This is a genomic window from Allocatenococcus thiocycli, from assembly GCF_921292965.1.
Classification (GTDB): Bacteria; Pseudomonadota; Gammaproteobacteria; order Enterobacterales; family Vibrionaceae; genus Vibrio; species Vibrio natriegens.
This window is the reverse complement of record NZ_CAKLCK010000029.1, coordinates 242,642-266,025: the sequence shown is the minus strand read 5'-3', so window position 1 is coordinate 266,025 and position 23,384 is coordinate 242,642. Positions and strand designations below refer to the sequence as shown.

The following is a 23,384-nucleotide window of genomic DNA, read 5'->3' as shown; positions in this document are numbered from 1 at the left end:
TAAATATGTTATTAGGCGTTATCGCGGATGACTTTACTGGCGCAACCGATATTGCTGGTTTTCTGGTTGAAAACGGCATGCGAACTGTGCAATTAAACGGAATCCCAGCAACAGAGATTGACGTAAACGCGGATGCGGTTGTGATCAGTCTGAAATCTCGCTCATGCCCTGTTGACGAAGCAATCCAAGACTCTGTCGCGGCACTTCAGTGGTTACAAGAACAAGGTTGTCAGCAGTTCTATTTCAAGTACTGCTCAACATTTGACAGCACAGCAGAAGGCAATATTGGCCCTGTTACTGACGCATTACTGGCTGAACTTGGTGAAGACTTCACGATCGTTTGTCCTGCTCTGCCAGTAAATGGTCGTACGGTCTACAACGGGCATCTATTTGTGTTCGAGGATCTGCTAAGTGATTCTGGTATGCGTAATCACCCAGTGACACCAATGACCGATTCAAGCCTGATCCGCATGATGAATGCTCAATCAAAAGGTACAACCGGCTTGGTTAACTTCCAAACGATTGAACAAGGTGCGCAAGCCGTTACTCAGCGTTTTACTCAACTTAAAGAGCAAGGTCATCGTTACGCTGTAGTCGATGCGTTCAACGCCCAGCATCTGGTTACGCTGGGAGAAGCGGCTAAATCGCTAAAACTTATTACTGGTGGTTCAGGTCTGGCAGCGGGGCTTGCTAAAAACTGGGTTGAACAGCTCGAAGATCAGAGCAATGCCAAACAAGAAGGTAAACCGGCGAAAGCACCAACGGTGGTATTTTCTGGCTCATGCTCTGTGATGACCAATCAACAAGTTTCGGTTTACAAGCAACAAGCCCCTCATTTTGCTATCGATGTTGAGGCCTGTCTGACTAATGAGGATTACTCGGATGTCGTTTTCGATTGGGTTATGACAAATATCGCAAGTGAATTCGCACCTTTAGTTTACGCGACCGCGGATGCGAGCGCTCTGAAAGCGATTCAAGAGCAATATGGCGCTCAGGCTTCAAGTCACGCGGTAGAGCAGTTCTTCAGCCAACTCGCCATCAAACTTCAATCAAATGGTGTGAAGAACTTTATTGTCGCGGGAGGGGAAACCTCGGGTGTCGTTACTCAAAGCCTGAAAGTTAAAGGTTTCCATATTGGCCCTCAAATCGCACCAGGTGTTCCTTGGGTTAAGTCGGTAGAAGGAGAGCTTTCACTGGCACTTAAATCTGGCAACTTTGGCGACGAAAACTTTTTCGCCAAAGCCCAATCATTCTTTGCATGAGTGAGGTACGAATGAGCAACAACTCTAAGACGGAGCAACAGCTTCGAGAACAAATGGTAACACTGGCGCGTTCAATGTTTGAGCGCGGCTACGCCACCGGTGGTGCTGGTAACCTGTCGATAAAATTACCCAATGGCCACTTTCTGGCAACACCGACTGGTTCTTCATTTGGCCGCCTTGTAGCAGAAGAGTTATCCGTTGTGGATATCGATGGTAATCACATCTCAGGTAAGAAACCATCAAAAGAGGTGGCGTTCCATCTGGCAATTTACCGTAACAACTCTGAGTGTAACGCGATTGTGCACCTTCACTCGACTTACTTAACCGCACTGTCGTGTCTGGAAGGGCTGGATCGTGACAACGCAATAAAAGCGTTTACTCCATATTATGTGATGCGCATTGGGGAGCTACCGGTTATCCCTTACCTACGTCCGGGTGACCCACAAATTGCAGAGGAATTGTCACAACGAGCCAGCGACTATCGAGCATTCTTACTGGCGAATCATGGGCCTGTCGTCACGGGCACTGACTTTGAAGATGCTGTAGATAATGCAGAAGAGCTCGAAGAAACCGCGAAACTGGCTTTCATTCTTAAAGACAGCAAGATCCGTTACTTAACAGATGCCGAAGTCCAAGATCTAAAAGGGAGAGGTAAATAATGGCTAAGTTTGCAGCAAATCTCACCATGCTATTTACAGAAGTACCATTTCTGGAACGTTTTGAAAAAGCGCATCAAGCGGGATTTAAAGCGGTGGAATACCTTTTTCCTTACGCTTATGAAGCGCAGGATCTGGCAGACAAAATGCAGCAATTTGGATTCGAACAAGCCCTGTTCAATATGCCTCCTGGTGACTGGGATGCCGGCGAAAGAGGCTGTGCAGCAATCCCTGGCCGCGAAGATGAGTTTAAAGCCAGTGTAGACACAGCGTTAATGTATGCCGACAAGTTGAATTGCAAAAAGGTACACGCGATGTCTGGCATCGTTGATAAGCAATTTACTCGCGAGCAACATGTAGAAACGTTTATCGCCAACGTTCGTTATGCAGCAGACAAGTTTGCAGAGCATGGCATTGAGCTCATGATCGAGCCGCTAAATAGCCGTGACGTTCCCAACTACTTCGTCGCTCACCAGCGTGAAGCTGTTGAGTTAATTAAGCAAGTCAACCGACCAAATGTGAAGCTGCAACTGGACCTTTACCACGCACAAATTATGGACGGAGATTTAAGCACGCTTATCCGTGAGGTTGCGCCGTACACGGGTCATATTCAAATCGCGTCTGTGCCAGAAAGACACGAGCCTTCTGAAGGAGAACTGAACTATCCGCATCTGTTCGATGTTTTAGACGACTCAGGTTATCAGGGCTGGATCGGTTGTGAATACAACCCAAGAAACACTACAGAGGAAGGACTCGATTGGGTTAAGCCGTACCTGTAAAGAATAACGATATAAGAGGGCTTTGCTGAGCAAAGCCAGATGAAAAATAAAGATAACTTAATCAAAGAGATTAAGTGTCATAAATAACAATAAGTGCTTTGGGCATAACTTGATTGCCCATAGCACAAACCCTACACACGAGACAAAGGAAACAAAAATGGACGGAGCATTAATAGGAATTGTGATTGGCATCATTGCCATGATGGGGATGATAGTAAAAACACGTATCCCAGTAGCACTCGCAATGGTTATTGCCAGTATCATTATGGGCTTGTTTGCTGGAATGGCCCCAACCGATCTAATTAACGCGATTAAAGCTGGCTTTGGTGGCGTACTGGGCGGTATCGGCCTAATCATCGCATTTGGCGTGATCTTGGGCGCGTGTTTTGAACGCTCTGGCGCTGCGGTTCGCATGGCGAAAACCTTCGTAAAAATTTGTGGTAAAGGCCGTGAGGATCTCGCGCTTGGTTTCACCGGCGTTCTCGTGGCAATCCCTGTATTCTGTGACTCTGCGTACATCATTTTGCACTCTCTTGTCCGCGCAATTTCACGAGATACGGGTAAATCAGCGGTTGGCTTAGGCGTCACTCTTGCTCTAGGCTTGTTGATTACTCACGCACTTGTTCCGCCAACACCAGGTCCAGTGGCTGTTGCTGGTATTCTCGGTGTCGACCTTGGGGAATACATGCTTTGGGGCTTAATGGTATCAATCCCAATGATGCTGCTATCGATGATCTACATCCGCCGCGTAGGTAATGAATACTACCGAGTTCCAAATGGCGAATCTTGGATTACGAATCAAGCGGATTGGGCGAACCTTGAAAAAGTAAAAGCAACAGATGACAAAGAATTACCTGGTAACTTCTTATCGTTCGGTCCTATCCTTATCCCTATCGCACTTATTCTAATCAATACGTTAGTAGGTAAAGGTGATTCAGCATTACATACAGTTCTTTCTCTACTGGGTAACCCTGTAGTTGCAGTTGGTCTGGGTGTTCTAATGGCACTTTATGGCCTGACTCGTAAGATTGAACGTAAAGATATGGTTGGCTCAATGGACGATGCCTTATCGACAACGGGTTTAATCCTTGTAGTAACAGGTTGTGGTGGTGCAATGGGTGCAGTACTGAAAGCGTCTGGTGCGGGTCCACAAGTTGCTGAAGCTATCGCAAGCAGCGGTATTCCACCGCTATTAGTTCCATTGGCAATTGCTTCAATGCTTCGTCTAATCCAGGGCTCTGCAACTGCGTCTATGATGGTTGCGGCGACAATGACTCTGCCTCTTGTAGAAACATTAGGTCTAGACCCTGTTTTCGTAGCTTTGGCGTGTGCGGTAGGTCCTGTAGGCTTCTCTCACCTAAATGACTCTTACTTCCACATCATCAACCGTACGCTTGGTATCACTGAGTTAACGGATCAATTGAAGATTTGGTCTGTATCTTCAACGATTGCATGGGCTATCGGTGCATCAATCATCATGGTACTAAACTTAGTGTTTGGTAAAGGTGGTACTATCATTGATCCACTAGTACCAATTGCTGTGCTTGCGGCGGTTATCGTCGCGGTAAAAATCAAAAGTGGTAAAACAAAATCAGTAGAGTCGCTTGCATAATCTGACAAGAACTCAACAACAAAAAGCCCCATATTGTAAGCCTCAAGATGGGGCTTTTTGTTTATGAAAACCTGTCAAGATTGATGTTGCGGGAAGCTACATTTGCTCATTTTCGTTTCAATCACTAATACTTACTGAGTATTGGCTTAAGGCCAGAAGTTGAGGAAAGGAAGTATTGTGAAGAAACTGCGTATCAGCTCATGCTCATTAAACCAGACTCCAATGGATTGGAGTGGAAACCTGCATAACATTCAAAAAGCAATCAAGATTGCACATCAAGCTGGAGCCGAACTGCTTATTACGCCAGAGTTGTGTATTTCTGGTTATGGCTGTGAAGATTTTTTCCATAGTCCTCATGTCTCTGAGCGCGCACTGAAAAGTGTCTCTGACCTAACGCTGTCGATTCCCAATAGCATGGCGGTATCCGTTGGCTTACCCGTGATGATTAACAATCGGGTTTACAATGGTGTTGCACTGGTTACGCATGAGGGCATTCAAGGTATCTCTCTAAAGCGGAATTTAGCTGCGAATGGTCTTCATTATGAGCAACGTTGGTTTACGCCATGGACTCGAGATAAAAACGCGACGGTGGTACTCAAAGAGGGGACACCACCTGTGCGTGTTGGCAATCTGGTTTACAGCGTTAACGATGTAAAAGTTGGTTTTGAAATCTGCGAGGATGCCTGGGTTGCCGACCGCACTTCAGAACGTTTCTTCAACCAAGGTGTTGAAGTCATTGCAAATCCAAGTGCTAGTCACTTTGCGATAGGTAAATCGCTCACTCGTAAGCGGCTGGTGGAAGAGTCAAGCCGCGTATATTCGGCCTGTTATGTGTATTCCAATCTATCAGGGTGTGAATCTGGCAGGGCAATTTATGATGCTGGTGTGATGATTGCAGTTGATGGCAGTTTGGTAGCCAAAGGCGAACGTTTTCACATGAGTGATGTGGAGGTTGTGACAGCCGATGTCGACTTGTCCCGCAGCAGGATTGGCCAAATCAATAGTAGTCAACGCTATTATGAGGAACATGACTTTGATAAAGAGGCTGTCGTCAAAGTCACACTCGGTAAATCTCTTAACTCTCCCAAGTTGCATGTACAGCCGCTAAATCAGCCTTGGGAAGACAGTGAATATCTGGAACATGAAGAAGCTTTGCGTGCGATAGCAATAGGTTTACGTGATTGGCTGAGAAAGACACATACTGGTGGCTACGCGCTTTCATTAAGTGGCGGAGCAGACTCTGCCTTGGTCGCTAGTGCTGTTTATACATCCGTTATTCTGGAACTTTGGGAGCTGGTTACCAAAACAGAGAAAGATGACGAGTGTTCACTACCAGACCATTTGAGTCAATTTTTGAGCGAAGATCAAAGGAGTAAATTCAAACAGGCGGGGTCCTCAAACAACCTAGAGCCGTTCGTTAGGGATACGGCATCAGCAATAATGGCGAACATGCTGACAACTGCGTATCAGGCCAGCGCGAACAGCGGTTCCGTTACTCGTACTGCTGCGCAAAAAGTAGCGGAGTCATTTGGTGCTAAATTTCTAAACCTCAGTGTTGCCGAGGTGGTGAAGAATTACGAGTCGATGATATCAAAAGCAACCAATCTAGAGCTCAATTGGAATGATCACGATATTGCGCTGCAAAATATTCAGGCTCGTGTGCGCTCTCCAAGTATTTGGTTCATCGCTAATCTGGAAAATAAACTGCTGCTGACAACGAGCAACATGTCGGAAGGGGCGGTAGGTTACTGCACAATGGATGGTGATTCTTCCGGAGTCCTCGCACCTATTTCCGGTGTCACTAAAAGCCGAATTCTCAAGCTACTGGTATGGCTAGAGCAAAAAGGATTTTATTGCACTGGTAATCACATTATGAAGCTAGAAGCGCTTTCTTATATCAATAATCAACGTCCAACGGCGGAGTTGCGCCCCGAAGAACAAAGTGATGAAGAGGATTTGATGCCTTATGATGTGCTCGATCGTATGGTTTTTTTGACCTTAGAAGCCGGTATGTCACCAAGGGATATTTTTGATGCGATGACGGAAGAATTTGAACGCGTAGACATCCAAACCATGGCCACATATATCGTCAAATTTTTTAAGTTGCTGTTTCGCAATCAATGGAAACGCGATCGTCAGGCTCCGGGGTTTCATATCGAACTCAATAGCCTGGATCCGAAAACCTATAAACGTTTTCCGCTTCTAAGCTCTGGATACCAAGAGGAGCTAGCCTTCATCGAGGATAATTGCTGGATGAAAGACAGCTAGCGTGATTCAAGATCCGCTCTAACTGCTCCCTAGCTTTCTCTTTGTCCTGATATTTAAAGTATTGATGTTGAGGATGATTAGGTGAAGAAGATGATCTGATCATCGTCAGATGTGACTAAGCTTGCTTTCTTTTGTTCAATCAATTGCGCCGCACATGCTGGGGTAACTGCCTGAACTTGCCCTTTAGATTTAAGCGTTAATGTTTCCCATGCCTGATCTCGGTATTTACCTGCTTGCGTGTATTGAATAAGTACTTTCATCGTCGTCGCTCCGTTGTCATTGACGTGCTACTTAAACTAATCCGTTTATTTAAGTTGCACACTAGTTAAAAACGAAACATAAGTTTAACCAAATGAGTTTGACAGGTTTCTTCTGCGCTAAAAGTGGAAATATCATTTTGAATAACAAAGATATTACCAAGTTAAAAACCAATACACTTACAGGTGATTTATTTTTTAATGCCTAATTAAACAGTCAATTTATATTTCTCATAAAGAAAATTAACGGATTGTTACCACTTCGGCTGGTAGAAATAATTCAAAAAAACTGCGTGGGCATTCGGCCCAAACACGGCGAGTTGCAAACGCAGAGCGACAACGATGTTGTTTGTGAATTTGCTCTGTCTCGAAAGTGGCTAAACTATTTTTGAGAGGCTTCTTGAACTTCTATTTGCTTTAGCTTTTTGTTCATGGCTCTGATAAAAACGTTAAACATTATGCCACTGACTAAGCTACTTATCGTTATGGTAAAAAAGGCGGAAACAATCCAATCCACCAACGCGAAATCACTCACAATGACTCTGGGTTGATAGAGCGCGACACCAAGAATGACGACCCAATGCTTTATGCAATAGAAGCACTTAAACAGGTAGCCAATCATATACCCACACTTATTGGCAAGGTTCTGGACCGGGATAAAAAGTTCAGTTTGCGTGATGGTGATAGAGATACTGGATGCAGCAACGGCTAACACAAAACAGACCCACAAGCTTTCTGCTTGCGTTGTACTTAATAATTCAAACATAAAACGATCTTACTTAACTTAAACTGTATCATCAAAAGATACATTAAAGTTTGTGCGAATATCAACCACAAAACAAAGCTGGGTATTCTTTTATTCGTTTTGGTGTGTTGCTTCTGTGTGCTCGGTATATTGACGGGTAAACTCGTCACTCAAAGAGGCGAGGGTGACTTGTGACAGGCGTTTGAGTAACAGCGCTTCAGCTTCTTGTAGCGCTTCGTTTAACGATGTATTTACCGACTTCTCGACAAGGCAGTTAGGATTTTGGTTATCAAAGCCAATAGAAAATACTTTGGGTTCACCGATGGCTTGGTAAATATCAAGAAGTGTCACTTTTTCCAGGTCACAACTGATAGACCAGCCGCCGTTCTTACCTTTTGTCGACGTTATATAACCTGCTTTGTTCAAACCAGCCATGGTTCTACGAATGACGGCAGACTGGGTTCCGAGCATAGTAGCAAAGTGCTGAGAGCTCATTGGTTTATTTTCGTGAGCCAAGTGAAGCAAGATGTGAAGTACGCGTGATAACCGGCTGTCTAAATTCATAAAATTATTGTAAATCCGACTGAATAAGAGCCGACATCATAACAATATCGTCAGTGTTCAGCACGTGTAATTGGTGAAGTGAGGTGGCATGGCTTCCCTTATCTTAGTTGTCTGAGGGAAATCAATCATCGCCGATGAATCGCGACAGGAATGCGTCGAGGTCCAAAGTTCTCTTTTGGTCCTGCAAATCGCCCAGGGATTTTGTGGCCACAGTGGTTGCAGTGGCCAGTATCGTCTAAATGGTATTCTCCGAGTTGATACCAATCTCTCTCAATGATCGGTTTACCGCAAGAAGGACAATAGGTAGCGTCGGAATTTGGATCGTGAACATTGCCACAATAGACAAAGTGTAATCCGTGCGAAAGGGCGATATCCCGGGCTCGCAATATGGTGCTCAGCGGGGTTCTGCCTTTGTCTAACATTTTGAAATCTGGATGGAAGGCGCTGAAATGAAGTGGAACGTCAGGCCCTAAATTTTCGAATATCCATTGGCACATGGCGTTAAGTTCGGTATCACTGTCGTTTTCACCAGGAATGAGTAACGTGGTGATTTCAAACCATACGTCGGTTTCTTTTTTCAAGTACAGCAAGGTATCTAAAACAGGTTGTAGGTGACCGTGACATATCTTGTGATAGAAATGCTCTGTAAAGCCTTTCAAATCGATATTCGCCGCATCCATATGGCGATAGAACTCTTCTCTTGGTTCTTCGCAGATATAACCTGCGCTGACCGCAACACTTTTCAAACCAAGGTCACGAGCCGCGATAGCTGCATCGATGGCATACTCCATAAATACTACTGGGTCGTTGTAGGTGAACGCTAAGCTTTTACAACCGTATTTTAGTGCCGTTTGTGCCAATTCGTCTGGCATTGCTGTGTCACATAAGGTGTCAAACTCGCGTGACTTACTGATGTCCCAATTCTGACAAAACTGGCAACTAAGGTTACAACCAGCGGTCCCAAAGCTCAGAACACTGGAGCCGGGATAGAAATGATTGAGCGGCTTTTTCTCAATGGGATCGATGCAAAAACCTGAGGAACGTCCGTAGCTGGTCAGGACGATTTCTCCCTGCCGGTGCATACGCACGAAACAAGCGCCGCGTTTTCCTTCTCGCAGTGTGCATTTGCGTGGGCATACATCACAACATACGCGACCGTCCTCTAGCTTATGCCAGTAGCGAGTTGGGAAATAATCGGGAGGAGAGGTTTGCATAGTGAATTCACCCTCTAATGACCTACACTAAAAGTATAGTTGATGCCAAACGAGTAGGAATGCAATGAAATATCGGGAAGCCGCGGTGGCCGGAAGATTTTATCCCGCAACAGCAAATGAACTCATCACTCAGCTCGACGGTTATTTTGCCGAGCAAGCACTACTAACTGAGGCGCCAAAGGCACTTATCGTGCCCCATGCAGGCTACTTTTATTCCGGCGAAGTAGCGGCTAAGGCTTTTCGCCTGTTGAGCAATAGCAAAAATACGTTTTCTCGCGTTGTATTGTTCGGACCCAGCCACCATGTCGCATTAGATGGCTGTGCCGTCCCGGACAGTGATGTATTTCTTACCCCAACGGGAGAGGTGATGATAGATCGCGAGGGTGTTGAGGATTTGCTGTCACAAGATCTGGTTGCAACATCAGATCAAGCGCATCATTGGGAACATTCGTTAGAAGTGCAGTTGCCTTTCCTACAATATTGTCTGAATGATTTCACGCTTTTACCAATAGTCGTGGGACGCGATTTACACGGATACGTTAAGCGAATATTGGAAGCGGTGACTCAAACACCCAATACTCTCATCGTCGTGAGTAGCGACCTCAGTCATTACCATCCTTACAGCGAAGCCAATGAGATTGATGCCGATACCATTCAGCGTGTTTTGTCGTTTGGTAGCAACATTCACCCCGAACGAGCCTGTGGCTGTAATGCAATCAATGGCTTGCTCGACTTCGCCAAGGAACAACACTGGGAGATCAAGTGTATTAATTACACCAATTCAGGAGATGTGATGGCCCATCATGAAAATCGCGCTCCAGAGCCGTCTGAAGGAGTCGTTGGTTATGCTAGCTTCATCTTGTTTTGAATTGACTCAGGAGGCCAAAACACGTCTTTTGCAAATGGTTTGGCAGGTTCTTGATGAAGCACTAAGAGGTAATGGTTTACAGCTACCGCCAGAGCCAGATCTTAAAGAGTTACTCAAGCCAGCCGCCTGTTTTGTTACGTTACAGCATCACGGCAAGTTACGCGGCTGCATTGGTTCATTAGAAGCGAATGAACCTCTGTGGCTTAATGTCTGTAAAAATGCGTATGCCAGCGGTTTTCAGGATTCTCGGTTCCTACCTCTTACACTGAGTGACCGATCTGGATTGAATGTCGATATATCCGTCTTATCAAACTTAAAGCCTCTAACAAATCATGGTGAAGCAACCTTACTGGCAACATTGCGTCCCGGTATTGATGGGCTGTTATTAGAAGATGAATGGCACCGAGCTGTGTTTCTTCCTTCTGTGTGGGAAGTTTTGCCGACCCCTGAACAGTTTGTTCGTGCGTTAAAGCGCAAAGGAGGGTGGCCAGAAAATTATTGGGACGAAGACATCGTTATCCATCATTTTACAACCACCGTGATCTCTGAAATATAGTTTCGCCGCTGGTTCTATTTCTGACTTTGCAGAGCATGGGTAGGGTAGCGGTTTATCACATTTTCTAAAGTCATGATTCCAAACATGATTTTTCTAACAAATGATTCCGAGCTGCCAACAAAGTAAAAGTGGGGGTGCTTGGACCAGATTCGTTGCAGCTTTTTGTCTAATTTTGCTGCTTGTTCCAGAGATTCACTCCTGGTTGGATTGTTGCTGCTGATGTCTTGTCCAGATGCAGCAGCAGACTCAAAAAAGATCACGGCATCATAGCGTTCGAGTTCTTGCTCGAAAGTAGAGTTTATTTGCTTAAAGAAGTCACTTTCTGAATTGGGCCAGTAGGCGAGTCCATCAAGCGAACCACGGTCACAGACTAATAATCTATCTGGATACTGGATTTTATAGATGTCTTCGAGATTTTTTTGCAGTTGAAAAATGGTCTTTTGTACCATCTTAGTACTTTGTTCGTTGTCAGAACGTTCGACACCACCAGAGAAAAGTAGTGTGGCTGCCTCAGGAACAACCACAATTTTATCCCTCAGTTCTCTGCGAAAGAGATCCAATGCAGTAGTTTTCCCTCCGCCCGGGCCGCCGGTTACCACGACTTGTAACTGCTTTCTCATCCTAGCCTCTGACTTCAAGTAGTTAGTTGATATTTAAAGCATAGTCAAAAAATATACAAAGTTAGGTAATGTTAGGTTTAATAAATGGCTGGCTCTATAAGCCACTTACAAACTAGGCAGTACAAATATTTCTGAATCCATGAATGATTCGTGCTGCCTAAATAACCTCGAACGCAAGTCGTTTTTCATCATGCATATTGATCGAGTGCATTTCGATGGATCCTTGATGGAACTCACACAAAGTAATACGAGGGTCAGGAATAAAGTTGTTCGCACTGTAACCTGCGCCAGTATCAATAAATAACTTATTTTTCTTCATTTTGGGGCTGTTTAACGGGGTATGGCCGGACACAACAAAATCAACATTATCAATGTGCTTACCTGTGCTTCTTAAAATATCATCCCGCCCCCAAAGCATGGTCTTAATCGATTCTTTATCTACGGATTTTTCGTCGGGTGGCCACAGAGTAAATGGGTATTCCGCATGAAGTACGCCGATGCGCCAGTGGTTAACTTCCACACTGAGCGTCAGGCAAAAGCACGATGCAACGGTTTCTCTGGCGGCTTCTTTTTCGGCTTGCGTTAAGGACAACCACCATTCGCCACCATTCATCATCCACATGGACTTTCTGTATGGGTCTTGATCGAATCTTTCCAAAATAAAGCTGTCGTGATTTCCCAGGACGGGAAAGAACCATTTTTCTCTCGCGAGGTTTAAACATCGTAAAGAGTCATCACCTCGATCGGTTAAATCACCAACCGAGAATACACGGTCTCGGTATTTGTCGAAGTGAAGCGACTTTAACGCATGAATAAATAGCTCGAAATTACCATGAATATCGCCAACAAACAGATCTTTTCCCAACGTATTTCGGGAGAAGCGAGTATGTAATGGTAAGTCAGATGGACTGCTCATGATCACTAGCTTACTTATATCAGTGATACCTTACTCAAGAATAGCACAGGCTAAAAAAGGGCAGTTTGCACTTACTAAGTTGTCGCTTTAGAGCGTCGTTAATTCTTATTGACTTCAGATAAGAGAAAGTCGCGAAACGTCTGATTGGCACGCGAAAGGTAGCTATCTTTACGCCAGGCCAAACTTAGGTCAATTTCGAACGTTTCGGCAAATGGACGAGTAACGATCTCATCATCATCTCTGATTGCGACTTTCCACATCGGTGAAATGGCGTAACCTTGGCGAATCACTGCTTTGATTAAAGGCAGTAAGTTACTGCTAAACGCGACTTTCGGTTTCATGTTAACTTGTTGAGAAACCAGATCGATTAAGGTGTGGTGATAGTAGCCTTTTTGAAACAGGACTAAATCGTGAGCAAGAAAATCAGAATATTCAATCACCTCTTTCTCTGCTAAAGGGTGATCGACGGCCATACAAACGACCATTTCTTCGCGGATAAGTGGGCCGCTTTCTAATTCCGGTGTGAGATCTTTACTCGCAACGACACCAAGCTCCACTTCTCCTTCAAGTAACATTCGTCGAATATTACGTGTGCCTGTATCGAGGATATTCATATCAATATTCGGATATTGATGCCTGAATGCCATCACAAGAGGCGGAAAGTAGTAAGAGCCGAGCATGCTGGGTACGGCAACGTCAACCAAACCCTGATCTAATCCTTCCATTGCCTGCATCGCCAGTTTGGCATCATCAGCCTGTTTTAAGATTTGTATAGCGTGCGAAAGAAACTCATTGCCAGCGACGGTCAAAGTAATACCACGATCTCTGCGATTAAACAGTGGCGTTTTCAGTTCCTGCTCCAGCTTCTTGATACTACTGCTAATTGCTGGTTGCGCTAAGTTCATCAACCTCGCTGCGGCGGAAATAGAGCTCTGCTCTGCGGCGGCAACAAAGTGCCTTAACTGACGTAATTCCATATCCACTCATCCTTACCTAGATCGCACAATGACGGCTTCGGTTTATCTATGTATATAAATTTTATTTATGGATCTGATAAATACAAAATATTTTTTTTATTGTCAATTGGTCGATACCCTAGCGCTGTAACCAGTTTCATTAATTGACAAGAAAAAGTAGTTTGCAGTGAAAAAATCAGCCCATTACAGCAGAGTCGTCATTTGTGTCTGTCTCTTCTCCATCGTCACTTTTGCCAATATCTATTGGTTGCAGCCTTTGCTGCCTGTGCTTCAGAAAGAGTTTCAGGTTAGCTCTTTGGCTGCAAACTTAGCGATGTCAGCACCTTTATTTGGTATGGGGCTGGGCTTATTGATTTTCGCCAGTTTGTCTGACGCTATCGGACGGTGCAAAGTGTTATTAGTAGGGACCGCGATTGGGCTTTTGGTCTCGCTTGCTCTGCCTATGGTAAAAAGTTATGACGTTTTCTTAAGCTTACGTTTTCTTCAGGGTATGTTTTTGGCGGTATGTCCGGCATTGGCCGTACCGCTTATGGGCGAAGAACTGAGAAAAAGTTGGCTAGCAGGCGCGGTCGGTTTTTACGTAGCCTCTAACACACTTGGCGGGATCTGCAGTCGCTTAATGGGTGGACTCAGCACGGAACTACTGGGTAACTGGGCATACGCTGGCTATATGATCGCTGGTATCAGTGTGGTTCTTTATGTCATCATTTACTGTTTACTGCCTAAGCAGCGTCACTTTAAACCAGCTCCTCTTCGCGTGGGCAAATGTCTCAAAGCCTATGGCTATCACCTTAAAAACCCTCAGCTGGTGGTGTTGTATCTACTCATCGGTTTGGCATTCGGTACGTTTGTTAACCTTTCTAATTATTTGATGATGGTGTTAAGCGATTACCCATACAACCTGCCTAGCGACGTTCGTAGTTTGATGTTTTTAACGTTACTTGGCGGTACAACCAGCTCTTCGCTTGCTGGTCAGTTTGCGAAAAAACACAGTCAGATTGCTGGCGTGGCGTTTGGTGCAATCATTATGTTGATGGCCAACTTTTTAATGAGCTGGTCAAATATCTATACCATGGTGATTGGAATGGTGATGGTATCGGTCGGATTCTTTTTCTGTCATGCGCAAGCCAGTACCTTGATTGGTCGAAAAGCCACTAAATCTAAAGGTAGTGCCCAAGCGCTATACAGTTTGTTTTACTACTCAGGTGCGAGCTTAGGCGTATTTTTCTTAGAGCCGTTTTATCAAGCCTGGGGATGGCAGGGTATTCTGGGAGCCACACGTATCGCACTCGCGCTTTGTATCCTATTGGTGATCATTTACCAGTGGATCAAAATATACAAAGACAACCACTCTCATGCTATGTCATAAATGCTCTGTGTATGAATATGTTTAGTGTAGCGTTAAAAGAGCCTGTCGCGGGCTCTTTTTCATTTTGGATGAAGTAAAACATATGCAACTCTTGTGTTAATTCCATGTTTCAGGCAGTCTGGAAGTTCGATTCTATATCCAACTCATCCCCCGAGGGGTAATCGGTAAGCCGCTTTTGCCAACTATCCGTATTACGTGACACGGTGGACGCCTGAAAGGAAGCATAATGTCATTACGTGATCGGTTATTAGCTCTCACCATCGTATTGGTGTGGGGTGTCAATTTTGTGGTTATCAAAGTCGGCCTACAAGGGATGCCGCCTCTGTTACTGGCGGGATTGCGCTTTGCTTTAGTCGCGTTTCCTGCGTTGCTTTTTATTCCTCGCCCTAAAGTGCCTTTAAAATGGCTTGTTGCCTATGGCTTAACCATCAGTTTTGGACAGTTTGCGTTACTTTTCTGGGCGCTGAATGTTGGTTTGGCGGCAGGGTTAGCGTCACTTCTCTTACAGGCACAGGCATTTATCACGCTAGGATTTGGAATATTACTGCTCAAAGAAAAGGTGCAGCGTCACAATGTTATTGCAGTTGTGACCGCGGGTTGTGGCGTTTACCTACTTGCGGCAGCGCAACATGATGGCGCTGCGTCGCTTACTGGTGTGACCTTGATACTCATTTTAGGTGCTGCAACTTGTTGGGCGCTTGGCAACATTACCAATAAAGTGATCATGCAAAACTACAGCGTGCCGACTATGTCACTGATCGTCTGGAGCGCGTTAGTACCCACCTTCGCCTTTGCCATTGCCTCTGTTTCGATAGAGGGCCCAGACGTTATCAAGAGCTCGTTGTTAAACATGCAATGGCACAATCTGTTTTCAATTGTTTACCTGTCACTTTTGGCGACTATTGTCGGCTACGGAGGTTGGAGTTACCTGCTGAGTCGTTATCCAACTGCTTTGGTTGCGCCTTTGTCATTACTGGTTCCGGTATTTGGCTTGCTTAGCGCATGGATTCTGTTAGATGAAAGCCTAAGCTTGTACCAAGTGATGGGTGTAATTGTCATTGCAGTGGGGTTAGTGATTAACGTATTTGGTCGACGTTGGTTTAGGAGAAAAGCTGATCTGGTGTCGTCGATTTAGAGGTAGTGTTAGAGCGTTTTGGCGGCGATGTTCCACCCTGGGAAAGAAGCTTAATCGTTTAGAATTAATCTGCTGTATGGATGATAACGTTCAACTTCATCTATGGAGGCGGTTGAGATAGTCTACAATGTCAGACAGTTAAGTTAATATTTATAAGTCCTTAATTAAAAAGGATATGGAAGTACAACATGAACGAAATTAAACGACCTGTAAACTCTCATCGGGCTTATCATGCCCATGTCTATTTTGATCACCAAACGGTGGCGTTTGCGTCAGGGCTATGCCGAGAAGCCGAAGAAAGGTTTCGTGTAAAAATGGGACGAGTCCATGAGAAATTGGTTGGTCCGCACCCGAAATGGAGTTGTCAGCTCAAGTTCACGTCTAAGGATTTTGATGAGCTCATTCCATGGTTAGATGAAAATCGAGAAGGTTTGTCAATTTTGGTTCACGCGCTTTCAGGTAACGAGTGGGAAGATCATACTCTGTATGCGTATTGGCTGGGTGAAAGCCTTGCGTTGGATTTATCTGTTTTCGAAGCGACATCAGAAAGAGAAGATTGATAGAGCGTATAACCAGCCGAATGGATGTTAAGGAGTCGCACTCGCGGCTCCTTTCTTTTTGTGTTTAGCCAGGATAAGGCAACTTAGAGGTTATGTTAAATCTTGAATATTTAAGTATCTGATCTAACCTAATATTTTAACAATAAGAATAATCATATCGTTGGCAGGTGATTTGTTATCCAGGGAGGCTGGGGAACATGAGCGAAGCGGTCAAGAAAAGTACTTTCAGTATGAAAGTAACAGTGGTTTCCGTATTTCTATTTTTATCTTCATTAATCGTTATCTTAGCCCTTTCATTACAGTATTACTTTAGTCAGGGACTTGCCAAAGATGCCGCATCAACGGCGTTCAACCGGACTGCAAATGGCTTTAGCGGAAAAATTGATTCACTCAATACACAAACAAGTAACCTCATCAATGTACTCTCACACTTTCCCCAAATAGATCAGGAAGTCGAAACCAACGATCAACATTCAGCCCGAGAAGTGATCGCCCAAGCGATGTTAAAAAATAATAATTTATATGGGGTATACATTGGTTATGGAAATGGCGACTTTTATGAGCTGATAAATCTCGGCAGCAGTGAGAATTTAAAATCCAAACACGGTGCGGCGACAGATGAAAGTTGGTTAGTGGTTAAAATTTATGAATCAGGAGGAGGAAAGGAGCGATTGTCTGAGTATTACGATAGTAATTTCAACCTCACTCGCCGCAATGTAGAGCCCACGACGTATTCTGCAAATAGACGTCCCTGGTATCGAAAAGCCATCAACAGCAATGAAGTCGTCAAAACTGCGCCTTATCTTTTCCACAATCTACAAACGCCGGGTGTCACTTACGCCAAACGCATAAAAAATACCGATAGCGTTATCGCAGCAGATATCTCTCTTACATCATTATCCGCATTTCTTGCTAAGAATAACTCCGATGGTGAAGCAATGATATTTGATACCAACGGACGCATTCATGCACACTCCTTCGAGTTAGCCAGTGACACTGATGCTTTACCAACACAGCCGATAGCATTGACTGCCGAAGAGAAGCATTATGTCGATTCACTTGGTGTTCTTCGGATCGCGAATAAATCAAACTGGCCACCATTCGATTTCTCTTACAGCGGGTTACCGCAAGGTTATTCTACCGATCTGGTGAGTCTCTTAACCAAAAAACTCGGTTTAGACGTCAAATACGTTAACGGTTACAGTTGGGAAGATTTAAACGCTCTCTACCTATCTGGTAATATCGATATTCAACAGTCAGTCCCCGAGCTGCCGTTAACGTCACACACGGGCTTATCGACCACACCGTATCTTGAGCTATCCAGCGCGATTGTCACCAGAACAGAACATCCAAACGTCAGCAGCTTAGATCAGTTAGAAGGGAAGTCACTGGCTATCTCGGTGGGATCGGGATTGGCTGAGCTCATTCAGCGCGATTATCCCAATATTAATGTCCTAAAAGTGAAAGACAGTCTAAGTGCACTTAAAGCGGTGGAAAACCGAACAGCCGATGCATCGTTGGAGTCCAAGCGAGTCGCAGACTATTTGGTTGGCGCATATTCTCTTAGTGAGTTAAAGGTGCTCCCAGAATTACAAAGCTATGATCAAACGTTGTCGATAATGGTTGCTGAAGATAAAAAGCCACTGGTGAGTTTACTTAACAAAGCCATGGCATCTGTTTCTGACACAGAGAAGCAATCGCTAGAAAAGAAATGGTTAGAAGATCAGGGCGATCAAAGCAGTCAAAACAACAATATTGTCCGTTCTCTTAAAGCGGGGGTTGTGCCTTTTCGTGAACTGGTCAACATGGCAAAACAGAGCGAAACGGACAGTCCGGTATTGGCATCAATTGAAAGTCACGGCAAACCGTACACCCTTTATGTGCAGCGAGTCGAAGCAAGCCTGGGCACCAAAGAATACATTGGGTTTGTTCTCCCTACCGAGATAATTCAAGCGCCGTATATGGATAAAGTGAACAAGTCTACGGTCATCACGTTTGGTGCGATGTTGTTGCTTTTGCCAGTACTTTTGTTTTTCGCCAATGTCATTGTTCGACCGGTTCGGGCATTATTTGGTGAGAGCGAAAAAATTAAGAAGCGGGATTTTAGCTCAGTAGGGAAAGTACCAAGTTGGATAGCCGAGCTTTCGGCGCTTTCGGATTCGATGTTCTCTATGTCTCGCTCGATCGAAGAATATCAAAAACATCAGCAAGAATTAATGGACTCGTTCGTCAAGCTGATTGCTCAAGCCATTGATGACAAATCTCCTTATACGGCGGGGCACTGTGAGAGGGTACCAATACTTGCGATTGAACTCGCGAAAGCCGCTAACAAGAGTAATTTGCCAGCCTTTAAAGATTTCAAACTGAAAACAGAAGAAGAGTGGCGGGAGTTTGAAATTGCCGCGTGGTTGCATGATTGCGGTAAAGTGACCACACCAGAACATATCGTCGACAAAGGCACCAAGCTTGAAGCGATATTTAACCGAATCCATCTGGTTAGAATGCGTTTTGAAGTGTTGTTAAGAGAGGCGGAAATTGACTATTGGAAAGGCATTGAATCTGGTAAAGATGCTGACGAATTGAAACGCGCGCTTGCTCAGCGTCAGGAGCAGATTAAAGATGACTTTGCCTTTGTTGCCCAATGTAATGTGGGTGGCGAGTTTATGTCAGACGAACATCTTAATAGATTGAAGGAAATCGCCGCTCAAACCTGGATTCGCCACTTAGATGACCGGCTGGGTTTGTCGCCAGAAGAAAGTCGACGTATCGAGAGCATAGAGCCTCAGAGTGTGCCGTGTGAAGAAAATCTGTTGTCTGATAAGCCAGAACATTTGATTAAATGGCCGCAAGACCCGAATAGTAAAACTGGTGAAGAGATTAAAATGCGCGCTCCTGAATGTCAGGCAAATCAAGGAGAGCTGTATAATTTGAGTATTGGCAGAGGTACGTTAACTGCAGAAGACCGTTACCGAATTAACGAACATATTGTTTCTACGATACGAATGCTTGAAGCGTTGCCATTACCGGAAGAATTAAGGCGTGTTCCAGAATATGCAGGTGGTCATCATGAAACCCTCCGAGGTGACGGATATCCAAAACAACTCAGTGCAGATGAATTGCCGACCGCAACTCGAATTTTAGCCATTGCCGATGTATTTGAAGCACTCACCGCATCTGACCGACCGTATAAAAAAGCCAAACCACTAAGTGAAGCTATAAAAATACTCAATTTTATGGTTCAAGACGGGCACTTAGATAAGGATTTGTTTGAGCTGATGTTAAATCATAACCTTCACATCGAGTATGCGAAAACATTCCTACCAGATGAGCAGATTGATGTTGAAGAGTCACAAAATTGTAGCAAGCCTTTAGAGCCTGAAACTCAGAACGTAAGTGGTGGGTTCTAGTTTAAGCGCGAGGTTTTAATATAAGAGGATCAAAAAGGGCGAGCATTAACCTGCTCGCCCTTTGTTTGACTGTTTACAGTTGTTCAGCAAGCTGTGGCAAAATCTCAAACAGATCGCCGACTAGCCCGTAATCAGCAACTTCAAAGATAGGGGAGTCTGGATCTTTGTTGATCGCAACAATGACTTTAGACTCTTTCATACCTGCAAGGTGCTGGATTGCACCAGAGATCCCAACCGCAATATAAAGCTTAGGTGCGACAATTTTACCGGTTTGGCCAACTTGTAAGTCATTCGCGACAAAACCAGCATCGACGGCAGCGCGAGACGCCCCAATCGCTGCGCCAAGTTTGTCGGCGACTTTTTCGATAAGCTCGAAGTTTTCTTTGCTGCCCACACCCCGACCACCAGAAATCACGATTTCAGCGGCGGTGAGTTCAGGTCGCTCTGAAACGGTCTTGTCGATAGCGACCAACTCAACAACTGGAGATTGAACGGTGGTTTGCTGATGTTCAATGTCAACTTGGCTATTGCAGGCAACCGGGTCAAAGGCCGAAGCACGCACGGTGACCACACGCAATGAGTCGTTTGATGTTACTTTAGCGAACGCGTTGCCCGCATAAATTGGTCGGATAAATGTCTTGTCATCCACCACTTGAACGATATCTGAGATTTGTCCAACTCCGCATTTAGCTGCGATGCGTGGCGCAAGATCTTTCCCTTTTGATGAAGAGTTTGCCCAGATGCCGTCAAATCCGTCGGCTATCCCTGACACAACAGGAGCAATATTTTCGGCGAATTGGTGCACCAGCGATTCGTCGTCAATGCAAATCACTTTGGCAATACCATCAACTCGGCTTGCTTGTTGGGCAACGTCTTCACACTGATAACCAACCACGAGTAGAGTATTGTCTTGGCTCACCTGACTCGCAGCATTCACAACTTTCAGCGTATCGGCATGCAGTTGCTGGTTGTCATGTTCTGCAATAATTAGATTCTTCATGAAATCACCTTCGCTTCGTTACGTAGCTTATCAATAAGTTCAGAGACAGACTCTACTTTGATGCCTGCTTTTCGTTGCGCTGGTGGCGTGACTTCAGTGATGGTCTGGCTAAATACAATCTCAACACCCAGACTCTCGGGAGTGATCGTATCTAGTGGTTTGCGTTTGGCTTTCATGATGTTTGGCAAAGACGCAAAGCGAGGCTCATTTAAGCGTAAATCAGTGCTGATCACCGCTGGTAAGTTCATTGCCACTGTCATCAAACCGCCGTCAACTTCTCTTACCACCTGAACCTTTTGATCTTCAATCTTCACTTCCGAAGCGAAGGTTGCCTGAGGCCAGTCAAGCAGAGCTGCCAGCATTTGTGCAACTTGGTTGTTGTCGGTGTCGATAGACTGTTTACCGGTGATCACCAGCTGAGCTTGCTCTTGCTCGACGATCGCTTTTAGTAGTTTCGATACAACCAGCGGTTCAATCTTGTCTTCAGTTTCAATATGAATGGCTCGATCTGCGCCTAGCGCTAGGGCAGTACGCAATTGTTCCTGACACTGTGTGCCACCCGCACTCACAACGATGACTTCTTCTGCAATCCCTTGTTCTTTAAGTCGCACAGCTTCTTCAACGGCGATTTCACAGAAAGGGTTGATAGTCATTTTGACGTTATTGGTTTCAACATCGCTGTTGTCCGACTTAACACGGACCTTAATGTAAGGATCAATGACCCTTTTAATTGGCACTAGTATTTTCACGTTAGATTCCTTTTTACAGTGAAGACTATGTGTTTACAGTGAAGACGATGTGATGACGTCTTTAAATTGATGTTAATTTACCTTTACGTTTGCGTCAACTTTAAATATATTGTTGTTTAACAAGTTGGCAACATGCAAAAAGAAGAAGGGAATACAACCATGGAAAGAGACTGCATGGAGTTTGATGTTCTGATTGTTGGCGCAGGGCCTGCGGGCTTGTCTGCTGCCTGCCGCATTAAACAGTTGGCAATGGAAAAAAACCAAGAAATCTCAGTTTGTGTTGTCGAGAAAGGTTCAGAAGTCGGAGCGCACATACTCTCTGGTGCGGTGTTTGAAACGCGCGGTCTGGAGGAGCTGTTTCCTGATTGGGAGGCAATGGGTGCCCCACTGAATACTAAAGTTAATCAGGATAAAACCTACTATCTGAGTAATGAACTCAATGGTCATGAGCTGCCAACGTGGGCAGTGCCGAATACGTTACACAACGAAGGTAACTACATAATAAGCTTAGGTAGCTTATGCCGCTGGATGGCGAATGAAGCGGAAAACTTAGGCGTGGAAATTTACCCAGGTTTCAGTGCCAGTCAGGCTATCTTTGACGAGCAAAACCGTGTTTGTGGCGTAATTACTGGCGATATGGGCTTGGATAAAAATGGCGAGCAGAAAGCCAATTTTGAGCCGGGTATTGAGCTTCGTGCTAAGTTTACTCTGTTTGCCGAAGGTGCACGTGGACATATCGGTAAGCAACTGATTAACAAATTTAATCTGGCTGATGATAAAACGCCTCAGCACTATGCGATTGGTTTTAAAGAGCTGTGGGAAGTTCCAGCCGAGCAGCATCAGCAAGGGTTAGTTGTGCATGGGTTAGGCTGGCCACTTGCGAGTGAGGCAACAGGGGGAAGCTACCTTTATCATTTGGAAGGTAACCAAGTTGCGGTTGGTCTGATCGTCGACCTTAATTATACCAACCCTCATCTCAGCCCGTTTGACGAATTCCAGCGGTTCAAACATCACCCGATGATTGAGCAATACCTTAAAAATGGTAAGCGCATCAGCTATGGCGCGAGAGCGATCACTAAAGGTGGGTTCCACTCCCTTCCAACTCAACAATTTGCTGGGGGTTTACTGATTGGCTGTGATGCCGGAACGCTCAATGGTGCCAAAATTAAAGGCACTCATACCGCAATGAAATCGGGGATGCTTGCCGCCGAAGCAGTATTCGAAGCAATTTTAAATCAGTCGGCTAGTGCTGATTACCAGAAACATTTCCACCAGTCTTGGTTATACGAAGAACTGTATCAGGCACGTAACTTTTCAAGCGGCATTCACCGCTTTGGCGCTTGGTTAGGTGGAGGCTTGGCGATGCTGGAACACAACGTGTTAAAAGGCAAAGCGAAGTGGAATGTACGCTGTAATAATCCTGATCATCAATCGTTACTTTTGGCAGAAAAGAGCCATGAGATTGCCTATCCCAAGCCGGATGGCGTATTGAGTTTTGATCGCCTCTCTTCAGTCTATTTGTCCAATATCTTCCACGAAGAAGATCAGCCATGTCATCTGCATCTTGCTAGTCAGCGAATTCCAATAGAGCAGAACTTAGCTCTTTACGCCGAGCCAGCACAGCGATATTGCCCTGCTGGGGTGTATGAAATTGTAAAGGGTGAGGAACAAGCTGAATTACAAATTAATGCGGCGAACTGCATTCACTGTAAAACCTGCGACATCAAGGACCCAAGTCAAAACATTACCTGGACACCTCCAGAAGGGGGCGGTGGCCCTAACTATCCGAACATGTAATTTTGCATGTAATTTCTATTAACAATTTATTTACTTAAAGTTTGCGTTAGTTCAAATCTTAATCGATGAACTG

The 23,384-nt window shown here is 44.9% G+C and carries 21 protein-coding genes; 12 read left to right on the top strand and 9 right to left on the bottom strand.

Annotation, left to right across the window (positions count from 1 at the left end):
• Nucleotides 1–5: 5 nt before the first annotated feature.
• The 5 genes from otnK (at nucleotide 6) to nadE (ending at nucleotide 6,577) form a co-directional block, all read left to right on the top strand.
• Entirely contained in the window at nucleotides 6–1,262 is a 1,257-nt protein-coding gene (gene otnK / locus L9Q40_RS11375; RefSeq protein ID WP_498793337.1) for a 3-oxo-tetronate kinase, read from the top strand.
• An 11-nt stretch (nucleotides 1,263–1,273) separates the two neighbouring features.
• Nucleotides 1,274–1,921 (top strand): 3-oxo-tetronate 4-phosphate decarboxylase, encoded by a 648-nt coding sequence (gene otnC / locus L9Q40_RS11370; protein ID WP_014233919.1) that lies wholly within the window; start codon nucleotides 1,274–1,276, stop codon nucleotides 1,919–1,921.
• On the top strand, nucleotides 1,921–2,697 hold the full coding sequence (gene otnI / locus L9Q40_RS11365) for a 2-oxo-tetronate isomerase (protein WP_498793336.1): 777 nt from the start codon (nucleotides 1,921–1,923) through the stop codon (nucleotides 2,695–2,697). The genes otnC and otnI overlap by 1 nt, the downstream gene beginning before the upstream one ends.
• 157 nt (nucleotides 2,698–2,854) lie before the next feature.
• Complete coding sequence (locus L9Q40_RS11360) at nucleotides 2,855–4,309, top strand: GntP family permease (RefSeq protein WP_498793335.1); 1,455 nt, start codon at nucleotides 2,855–2,857, stop codon at nucleotides 4,307–4,309.
• Nucleotides 4,310–4,486: 177 nt separating this feature from the next.
• The gene (gene nadE, locus L9Q40_RS11355; RefSeq protein ID WP_498793334.1) at nucleotides 4,487–6,577 is read left to right on the top strand and encodes an NAD(+) synthase; all 2,091 of its coding nucleotides are present in this window, start codon (nucleotides 4,487–4,489) and stop codon (nucleotides 6,575–6,577) included.
• Between the two features lie 77 nt (nucleotides 6,578–6,654).
• Here nadE and L9Q40_RS11350 read toward each other — a convergent pair whose 3' ends face one another.
• From L9Q40_RS11350 to amrS, 4 genes are all read right to left on the bottom strand, one after another.
• Nucleotides 6,655–6,837 (bottom strand): hypothetical protein, encoded by a 183-nt coding sequence (locus L9Q40_RS11350; RefSeq protein ID WP_014233923.1) that lies wholly within the window; start codon nucleotides 6,835–6,837, stop codon nucleotides 6,655–6,657.
• A 379-nt stretch (nucleotides 6,838–7,216) separates the two neighbouring features.
• Nucleotides 7,217–7,600 (bottom strand): hypothetical protein, encoded by a 384-nt coding sequence (locus L9Q40_RS11345; protein WP_020333749.1) that lies wholly within the window; start codon nucleotides 7,598–7,600, stop codon nucleotides 7,217–7,219.
• Between the two features lie 90 nt (nucleotides 7,601–7,690).
• Nucleotides 7,691–8,143 carry an Rrf2 family transcriptional regulator gene (locus L9Q40_RS11340; RefSeq protein WP_065303431.1) on the bottom strand — a complete coding sequence of 151 codons (453 nt, stop codon included), beginning with the start codon at nucleotides 8,141–8,143 and terminating at the stop codon, nucleotides 7,691–7,693.
• Between the two features lie 125 nt (nucleotides 8,144–8,268).
• Nucleotides 8,269–9,357 (bottom strand): AmmeMemoRadiSam system radical SAM enzyme, encoded by a 1,089-nt coding sequence (amrS, locus tag L9Q40_RS11335; protein ID WP_498793333.1) that lies wholly within the window; start codon nucleotides 9,355–9,357, stop codon nucleotides 8,269–8,271.
• 64 nt (nucleotides 9,358–9,421) lie between these two features.
• Here amrS and amrB point away from each other — a divergent pair, with 64 nt between their 5' ends.
• Together amrB and amrA are read left to right on the top strand one after the other, a co-directional pair.
• Nucleotides 9,422–10,225 carry an AmmeMemoRadiSam system protein B gene (amrB, locus tag L9Q40_RS11330; protein WP_014233927.1) on the top strand — a complete coding sequence of 268 codons (804 nt, stop codon included), beginning with the start codon at nucleotides 9,422–9,424 and terminating at the stop codon, nucleotides 10,223–10,225.
• The gene (gene amrA, locus L9Q40_RS11325) at nucleotides 10,203–10,781 is read left to right on the top strand and encodes an AmmeMemoRadiSam system protein A (RefSeq protein ID WP_014233928.1); all 579 of its coding nucleotides are present in this window, start codon (nucleotides 10,203–10,205) and stop codon (nucleotides 10,779–10,781) included. Before amrB ends, amrA begins: the two co-directional genes overlap by 23 nt.
• Nucleotides 10,782–10,795: 14 nt before the next feature.
• Here amrA and L9Q40_RS11320 read toward each other — a convergent pair whose 3' ends face one another.
• From L9Q40_RS11320 to L9Q40_RS11310, 3 genes are all read right to left on the bottom strand, one after another.
• Complete coding sequence (locus tag L9Q40_RS11320; RefSeq protein WP_014233929.1) at nucleotides 10,796–11,401, bottom strand: AAA family ATPase; 606 nt, start codon at nucleotides 11,399–11,401, stop codon at nucleotides 10,796–10,798.
• Between the two features lie 157 nt (nucleotides 11,402–11,558).
• A complete protein-coding gene (locus L9Q40_RS11315; RefSeq protein ID WP_498793332.1) occupies nucleotides 11,559–12,317 on the bottom strand; it encodes a metallophosphoesterase in 759 nt (252 codons plus the stop codon).
• A 98-nt stretch (nucleotides 12,318–12,415) separates the two neighbouring features.
• Entirely contained in the window at nucleotides 12,416–13,294 is an 879-nt protein-coding gene (locus L9Q40_RS11310; RefSeq protein WP_020333754.1) for a LysR family transcriptional regulator, read from the bottom strand.
• A gap of 166 nt (nucleotides 13,295–13,460) precedes the next feature.
• Between L9Q40_RS11310 and L9Q40_RS11305 the strand changes: the two genes are divergently transcribed.
• The 4 genes from L9Q40_RS11305 (at nucleotide 13,461) to L9Q40_RS11290 (ending at nucleotide 19,765) form a co-directional block, all read left to right on the top strand.
• Nucleotides 13,461–14,663, top strand: a complete 1,203-nt coding sequence (locus L9Q40_RS11305) for an MFS transporter (protein ID WP_014233932.1) — start codon at nucleotides 13,461–13,463, stop codon at nucleotides 14,661–14,663.
• 226 nt (nucleotides 14,664–14,889) lie between these two features.
• On the top strand, nucleotides 14,890–15,798 hold the full coding sequence (locus tag L9Q40_RS11300; RefSeq protein WP_498793331.1) for an EamA family transporter: 909 nt from the start codon (nucleotides 14,890–14,892) through the stop codon (nucleotides 15,796–15,798).
• A gap of 188 nt (nucleotides 15,799–15,986) precedes the next feature.
• The gene (locus tag L9Q40_RS11295; protein WP_014233938.1) at nucleotides 15,987–16,358 is read left to right on the top strand and encodes a DOPA 4,5-dioxygenase family protein; all 372 of its coding nucleotides are present in this window, start codon (nucleotides 15,987–15,989) and stop codon (nucleotides 16,356–16,358) included.
• Between the two features lie 197 nt (nucleotides 16,359–16,555).
• Complete coding sequence (locus L9Q40_RS11290) at nucleotides 16,556–19,765, top strand: HD domain-containing phosphohydrolase (RefSeq protein WP_498793330.1); 3,210 nt, start codon at nucleotides 16,556–16,558, stop codon at nucleotides 19,763–19,765.
• Between the two features lie 73 nt (nucleotides 19,766–19,838).
• On the opposite strand, the gene L9Q40_RS11285 is transcribed toward L9Q40_RS11290, so the two are convergent.
• Together L9Q40_RS11285 and L9Q40_RS11280 are read right to left on the bottom strand one after the other, a co-directional pair.
• On the bottom strand, nucleotides 19,839–20,765 hold the full coding sequence (locus tag L9Q40_RS11285) for an electron transfer flavoprotein subunit alpha/FixB family protein (protein ID WP_243977927.1): 927 nt from the start codon (nucleotides 20,763–20,765) through the stop codon (nucleotides 19,839–19,841).
• Nucleotides 20,762–21,514 (bottom strand): electron transfer flavoprotein subunit beta/FixA family protein, encoded by a 753-nt coding sequence (locus L9Q40_RS11280; protein WP_065301005.1) that lies wholly within the window; start codon nucleotides 21,512–21,514, stop codon nucleotides 20,762–20,764. Before L9Q40_RS11280 ends, L9Q40_RS11285 begins: the two co-directional genes overlap by 4 nt.
• Before the next feature lie 159 nt (nucleotides 21,515–21,673).
• Here L9Q40_RS11280 and L9Q40_RS11275 point away from each other — a divergent pair, with 159 nt between their 5' ends.
• Nucleotides 21,674–23,311 (top strand): electron transfer flavoprotein-ubiquinone oxidoreductase, encoded by a 1,638-nt coding sequence (locus tag L9Q40_RS11275; RefSeq protein WP_498793379.1) that lies wholly within the window; start codon nucleotides 21,674–21,676, stop codon nucleotides 23,309–23,311.
• Nucleotides 23,312–23,384 lie beyond the last annotated feature (73 nt).